Annotated in this window: 5 protein-coding genes and 2 tRNA genes; 2 read left to right on the top strand and 5 right to left on the bottom strand. The window is 46.3% G+C overall.

The features are described 5' to 3' along the window. The first annotated feature begins 442 nt into the window (after positions 1 to 442). Positions 443 to 1,408 (top strand): 7,8-didemethyl-8-hydroxy-5-deazariboflavin synthase subunit CofG, encoded by a 966-nt coding sequence (gene cofG, locus JGK20_RS31500; protein WP_293193836.1) that lies wholly within the window; start codon positions 443 to 445, stop codon positions 1,406 to 1,408. 127 nt (positions 1,409 to 1,535) lie between these two features. Here the strand turns inward: cofG and JGK20_RS31495 are convergent, their stop codons facing one another. The 3 genes from JGK20_RS31495 to cpdA form a co-directional block, all read right to left on the bottom strand. Further along, a complete protein-coding gene (locus JGK20_RS31495; RefSeq protein ID WP_293187049.1) occupies positions 1,536 to 2,312 on the bottom strand; it encodes an SDR family NAD(P)-dependent oxidoreductase in 777 nt (258 codons plus the stop codon). 207 nt (positions 2,313 to 2,519) lie between these two features. Beyond that, a complete protein-coding gene (locus JGK20_RS31490) occupies positions 2,520 to 3,998 on the bottom strand; it encodes an alpha-amylase (protein ID WP_293187048.1) in 1,479 nt (492 codons plus the stop codon). A 439-nt stretch (positions 3,999 to 4,437) separates the two neighbouring features. Beyond that, entirely contained in the window at positions 4,438 to 5,217 is a 780-nt protein-coding gene (gene cpdA, locus JGK20_RS31485) for a 3',5'-cyclic-AMP phosphodiesterase (protein WP_293233420.1), read from the bottom strand. 206 nt (positions 5,218 to 5,423) lie between these two features. Here cpdA and JGK20_RS31480 point away from each other — a divergent pair. Next, positions 5,424 to 5,494, top strand: a tRNA-Cys gene (locus JGK20_RS31480). Positions 5,495 to 5,924: 430 nt separating this feature from the next. On the opposite strand, the gene JGK20_RS31475 is transcribed toward JGK20_RS31480, so the two are convergent. Both JGK20_RS31475 and JGK20_RS31470 read right to left on the bottom strand, forming a co-directional pair. Next, a tRNA-Leu gene (locus tag JGK20_RS31475) sits at positions 5,925 to 6,006 on the bottom strand. A 127-nt stretch (positions 6,007 to 6,133) separates the two neighbouring features. Then, positions 6,134 to 6,844, bottom strand: coding sequence for a peptidoglycan-binding protein (locus tag JGK20_RS31470; RefSeq protein WP_293187046.1), 711 nt, complete (start codon positions 6,842 to 6,844; stop codon positions 6,134 to 6,136). Positions 6,845 to 7,075: the final 231 nt, after the last annotated feature.

Below are 7,075 nucleotides of genomic sequence, written 5' to 3'. Positions count from 1 at the left end.
AATGCGGTTGTCGGTGCTGGTGACCCAGTTGCAAAACTGCGACCACAGGTTGGCGCTTTCGCGCTGCTGTAAGGTAGCTGTCATGGTTTTATGATTGCTTTATTTGGTTTTCAATGTTCGTGACGGCTTTGTGTTCCGCCATGTAAATAAACATAAAGCTTTTATTTCGGTTTGTAAAGGGGTATTAAGCACAGTTTTTCTTATAAGTATTATAAGTATAATTAATATATAGCTGTAAAGCTTGCTATACAAGGGTTTAATGGCTGAGAAAGGAATGGGATGGCGATCGCACCAAGAAAAAAATGCTCATAATTTAGCTGATAACGAGATTCGGGACTGGCGTGAGTGTTAAGATAAATGAAGGAGCGCGATCGCCAACCGCAAAACTCCCAGTGAGATATATATGTTATTGCGTAAGTCCGATCGATAAAAATCTCAAGGAATGTCCCGCACCGTCACCTACAGCCCTGCCTATACGTTGGTTCCCACCTACGAGTGTTACAATCGCTGCACCTATTGCAATTTTCGGGCCGAACCGCTGCAAAGTCCTTGGCTAACACTCACAGAAGCCGAAAAACAGCTCAAATTGCTGCTTCCTCAAGGTGTAATTGAAATTCTCATCCTCAGCGGCGAGGTACATCCCCAGAGTCAACGGCGCAAAGCCTGGTTTCAGCGGATTTACGATTTGTGCGAACTGGCACTTAGTCTCGGATTTTTACCGCATACTAATGTGGGGCCGCTCAGCTTTGAGGAGATGGCACAGTTAAAACAGGTGAATGTCTCGATGGGGCTCATGGTAGAACAGTTGTCCCCCAATTTGTTAAAAACGGTTCACCGACACGCACCGAGTAAAGTGCCGGCGCTGCGGCTGCAACAGTTAGAATGGGCTGGGGAATTGCAGATTCCGTTTACCACTGGTTTGCTGTTGGGAATTGGGGAAGCTGAGGCGGATTGGATTGAGACGTTGGAGGCGATCGCCCGGATTCATTCGCGCTACAATCACATTCAAGAAGTTATTTTGCAGCCTCACAGTCCGGGAAACAAGCAAAGTTGGGACGGCGAAGTTTTTGATACTACAAAAATGCCACAAGTAATTGCGATCGCCCGCAGCATTTTACCATCTGAAATCGCCCTACAAATTCCGCCGAATTTAGTTGCACAGCCCCAAATATTGCTAGCTTGTTTAGAAGCAGGTGCGAGAGATTTAGGTGGAATTGGGCCACTGGATGAAGTTAATCCAGATTATCCTCACCTGCAACACCAAACTTTAACAGAAATTTTAGCAGCAGCCGAATGGCAACTCGTGCAGCGTTTGCCTGTTTATCCTCAGTACGATAACTGGCTACCGCAGAGATTGCAAACTGCTGTCAAACAATGGAGAATTGGGGGGAATATTTATCAAATATGAATTGCGCGCGGCGGGTTAGAAACCGGGTTTCTTAGAAAAATTAGGGTTTAGTAGCGAGGAATTAGGGAAGAAACCCGGTTTCTCGATACCCATGTGTAAGTCCTATAAACTTGCATAATATCAGATTTTAAATCAAAGAACCGCCGCCATCAATCCAGACTTCAGTACCTGTGATAAAGCTGGAGGCATCGGACACCAAAAATAAAACTAATTGAGCGATTTCTTCGCTGGAACCTGCGGTATTATCAGTCAACGGAATCACATCTTTAATACAATCAGCCGGGACTAGGATGCGATCGAGATGGCGCTTAACGGTACTTTGATCGATCGCAGTCAGCACTCCACCCGGACATATCACATTGACTCTGATGTGGCTGGGAGCAAGTTCTAGTGCCAGCATTTTTGCAAAAGCTACCTGCGCTGCTTTGCTGCAAGCGTAAGCTGTAGCGCCAACTTTCCTGAAGCTTCTGGTGCCATTAATCGATGATGTAATGACGATGGAACCTCCTTGTTTTTTGAGATAAGGAACAGCATACTTAACCGTCAAAAAAGTTCCTGTGAGGTTGATGTTAATTGTCCGATCCCATTCATCCGGTTCTATTTCTTCTATCGGCGACCAGACACCATTAATCCCCGCATTTGCGAACACAATATCAATTCTTTGATATTCGTCAAAAATTGTTTCAAATGCCTGTTGCATATGCTTAGAATCAGCCACATCTGCGGCAATCGCCAGCCCGCAACCTCCTTGATTGACCAACTCGCGGACGGTTTCTTGTGCTGTTTCTAAAATGCGATCGATAATTGCAACTTTTGCGCCTTCTTGGGCGATTAATATTCCTGCTGCACGTCCAATGCCCGACCCGCCGCCCGTAATCACGGCAACTTTTTCTGCAAGTTTCATAATTTTTTATTTAAATAATTTAGTGGCGCGATCGCCTAAAAGTAAGATTAGAAAGAGAGGACTGAAGTCCTCACTACGAACAGGCTTTAATCAGCAAAAATCAGAAATAGCCAAGTAAAAAATGGTTGGATAGGACGATCGTAGCCGTAAGGTGCGCAGCGCGCACCCTACTTCAGATAGAGGATGCCGTCAAGATTTAGGTCATGCTTAGGGCTGAGGAACCCAGACAGAAACTGAACCGGCGTTGCACCTAAAATCAGCCCAACCATCGTCATTAGTTGCGATCGGTTCTTTGATGTGTTCGGTGATGTCAATATAAGTTTGATTTGGATGTCCGACTTCCATAAACTTAGTGCCATCGCCTCCATTACTCAGTACCACAGCCATACCGCCCGGATGTTCTTCATCTCCGAGTCGCGTCCAGCCAATCGTGTTGGCGTGGTCGAAGTAATCGTACTGATTCCCGTAGGAATAAGTTTGGCGTGCGAACAAGAATTGATCGAGAATCCCTTGATGTTTGTCTAACCAAATCTCGTATTCGTTGCCATCATTTGCTGTGTCCTTATAGTTTGCGCCGTAATAATCTGGGTAAAAAATGCACGGATATCCTTCGCTACGCAGCAGGATTAAAGCGTAAGCTAAGGGTTTAAACCAAGCCTCGACAACTGATTCAAGAGATTGTAAAGGCTGCGAATCGTGGTTGTCAACCAAAGTAACCGCGAGGGTTGGTTGGTCTTTTACCAGGGTGTTGTCAAAAATGGTACGCAAGTCGTAGCTATTGCCGGCTTTGCTAGCAGCGTGGAAGTTGTAGTGGAGGGGCGCGTCAAATAACGATACTTTACCATCCGTTGCTTGGATGAAGTAGTGCAAAGCTTCCACTTCGTAAGACCAATATTCACCGACGGCAAATAGGTCGCGTTTGGCATAGTTGCGGACGTGTTCCAACCATTCTTGGAAAAATTCTGCTGCTACGTGTTTGACGGCATCGAAGCGAAATCCATCAACGTTTGTTGTATCGACATACCACTCGCCCCAATATTTTAATTCGCCGGTGACTTCTGGGTTGTCCATATCTAAATCGCAACCCATGAGGTAGTCAAAGTTGCCCTTTTCTAAGTCTACCCCTCGATCGAATTCTTTGTCTTTGAGCAGGTAAACGGCATGGGTGTCTGTGTTGTAAACGTTGTAATCAATGGCGTCAAAATGCCACCAATGCCACTCCATGCTGGAATATTTTTTGTCGCGGCCTGGGAAAGTGAAATGCGTCCAAGCTTTGATTTTTTGATATTCGCCTACGGTGTCATTGCGGTTGTCTGGATTGAAGGGTGTGGCTTCGGCTTCTTCTTCTGCATCTGCACCTAATTTGTGGTTGAAGACAACATCGGCATAAATCCGAATTCCTACATCTTGTGCAGCTTTGATCGCGCGCAAATATTCATCTTTTGTGCCGTATTTGGTGCGTACCGATCCTTTTTGGTCGAATTCACCTAAGTCGAATATGTCGTAAACACCGTAACCTACATCCATCCCGCCGCCGGTTCCTTTATAGGCGGGCGGCAACCACAGGGATGTCACGCCTATTTTTGCTAAATCTTTTGCAGATTCTGCTAGCTGATTCCACAGGCTGCCATCAGCGGGGTTGTACCAGTGGAAATACTGCATCATGACGCCATTGACTTGAGACATATTAAGTTTCTCCTGTTTTGTAAGGTTGTCAGATATATTTTTGTTCGTTGTCGGTGCGCTCTAAATATGTCTGCAATTTACGGTCAATACTTATCATAAAATGTTGACCTTAATAAAGATATCTATCTGTTGATAGATTGACAATTGAGTGTGTTTTTGCTAATACTGTTTTGATATATAATTCAGTAAAAAATATGTTCTATGATTTGTAAATTTGGGTTCAGAAACTTGCTGAATATTGTTGTTTGCTGTTTGCGTTTGAAGCAACACAATCAAATTGGTTGGCTCGTTTGGACTTGAGTTATATGATTTTTACTGGGGACTGAAGTCCTCACTACTAACCAATTTGATGCGGACTGAAGTCCTCACTACGAACCTAGTAGAGGATTCTTGGATTTGTCGATCGCACAACTACCCACCACCTCTTAACTGTAAATTATCAAGTTGTTGCAGGTTCTGTGGCTACTCGCTCAATCTTAGTTTCCCAAGTACCATCGATCGCCAATTCGAGCAATCTAAATCCGGGTCCGATAGTATCGAGGACAATCGGATGGCTTTTGGGTAGCAGTTGGATGCAGGTACTCGGCGTGCCCAAGTAGGAAACTCCGTCTCGCTGTTGATGAAATTCTTGGTGAATGTGCCCGCAAAGGACGATTTTGATTTGAGGGTATCGATCGACAATTGCGAAAAATTCATCGGCATTGTGCAGCATCATTCCATCCATGATTTCACAGTCGATCGCCAGCGGATGATGGTGCAAAGCGATCGTAACAAATCGATCGCCCGTTTGTTGCAGTTGAGAGTCCAGCCACTGCAAGCTGTCTGGGGAAAGCCGCCCGCCGTCGCATCCCGCTTCCACACTCGAAAGCAGCACAAACTGCCAGTTTCCTAGCATCCAGGATTTTTCAGGGGAAATCGGCGGCTGATTTAAGATTTCTGCCATGACTGGGATGTTGTCGTGGTTTCCCGGTATCCAGTAGGCGGGAATTCCCAGGGGGGCGATGAGGGAGATGAGGCGCTGGTAAGATTCGGGTGTTTCGTCTTGGGATAAGTCGCCTGTCAGCAACAGTAAGTCGGGGGGCGGCTGTATCTGTTGCAGGCGATCGAGAACTGCTAGCAGGGTGCGGGTTGTCGAGATTCCTTTCCATTGTCGATCGCACTCTGCGAACAAGTGAGTGTCGGTGATTTGGGCGACGAGTAGGGGAGAATCTGGTGTCATGGCTGCTGTTGCGGGTAAAGCGGAGGCGATCGAGCTATTTCTAGATTAGCCTGGGATGCCGTTTTGAGAGCGATCCTCTTCGTTGGCGTAGCCCCCGTAGGGGCGGGCTTCGCTAACGAACATTGGGCGATGGAAATTTTTGAGAGATATGTTGAAATAATCAGGATTTAGTGTATTATCGTATAACGTCAATTTTCAGACGTAACGGCGGCATAGCCAAGTGGTAAGGCAGAGGTCTGCAAAACCTCCACCCCCAGTTCAAATCTGGGTGCCGCCTTTATTTTTATGTGTTTGTACAATCTCGAAACTCCTTGTTTGCAAGGTTTCTGGGATTGTAACGGAGTGTAACCCGCACGTAATCCCATACAATCGACCACAGAAAGTAATGCAGATTTAATGTAATGGAAAATCAAGCGAATCCGGCGGGGGAGGTTGAATCAGACCAATGGAAGACTAAAGGCGGCGAGGATAGGTGTTCTGATTGAAGAAAGAGACGATCGCCTTTCCTTGTGAGCAAAAACCGGTTAATCGAGGATCGATCGAGACTCCTCAATGGCATAGCCATAAGTCTTAGGATCGCGAATTAAATAATTTACACATATTTGTGGGATGGGCGTCCCGCCCGTCCATAAAGGACGGGCGGGACGCCCATCCCACAAGAAGAATAAAAATTGTAAGTTATTTAATTCTCATTCCTTACAAAGCGATGCGGATAAAAGGACTTGAACCTTCACTCCTTTCGGAACCAGAACCTAAATCTGGCGCGTCTGCCAATTTCGCCATATCCGCATTTTGACATTTGATTATTATAACACACAACATAGCGATAAGTCAACATCCAAAAACCCGGTCATTTTTGCACGCCGGGTTTATTGAGTTATAGGCACAGCAATTTTCCGTATTTTTAACTCATTACTTAGTTTTGCCCGATCGCCTTCCAGGTGATTTCGTCAACCACGCCGTCAGCAGTCAAACCCTTATACTCCTGAAATTTCTTCACAGCCGTAGCAGTGCGAGCGCCAAAAATGCCGTCGATGGGGCCCGGATCGTAACCCTGCATTTCCAGACGCACCTGTAGCGTCTTCACCTTGGAACCGGCAGCACCTTTAGTCAGAGCAGTTGCAGGATTGCCGGGAACAGGATCGCTGTTCTGAGTGGGAGCATTCCCCTGCAAATTTTCAGAAGCTGGCGCCGGATCTGCGGCTAAAGCTGTCCAAGTTTCTTTGTCCACGATGCCGTCGGAGTTCAACCGCTTAGACTGCTGAAAGGCACTGACAGCGGATGTGGTGCGAGAACCATAGGAACCGTCGATCGTCCCGATCGCGAAACCGTGAACCAGCAACCGCTGCTGTATGGCGGCAACTTCTGGGCCGTCTGCTCCTGCGGAGATAGTTTTTTCCTTTCTCACAGGCTTTTGCTCTCCTGCATAAAAAGGCTTGTTAAACATATCTCCTTGGGTAGTTGCTTCGGGCTGTACTGACGCACCCGGATCGGCGGGAGCTGTAAAGTCTCTGCGGTACTGTTCCTGCACAAAGGGTTTAGACTCGAAGGCTGCATTTGCCTTTTTAGTCAGCCCTGGAGCTAGCAGAGCGAGCACGCTGAAAATCGTAACAGTAGTTACACGCATAAGTTTCATCCTATTGGTGAGGTTTGACAAGGTTTCCCTGTTTTCTATGTTTCTCAATCTCATTGTATTACCCGGATAGCTTTCTGAGAAATATAGTAGAATGCCGAAGGAAGTTCGACCGCCGATTCTGTAACCGATTTAACGGATGGTTTGAAGGTGATTTTTTGATTAACCGCTCGTAAAAACCTGGACAAAGCTACCCAAAAGTAGTCAATGTTAGACATCTACGTT

The organism is Microcoleus sp. PH2017_05_CCC_O_A (genome assembly GCF_020738785.1).
In the GTDB taxonomy this organism is placed as follows: domain Bacteria; phylum Cyanobacteriota; class Cyanobacteriia; order Cyanobacteriales; family Microcoleaceae; genus Microcoleus.
The sequence above is the reverse complement of the archived record's forward strand: the minus strand, read 5'-3'. Positions and strand labels throughout refer to the sequence as shown.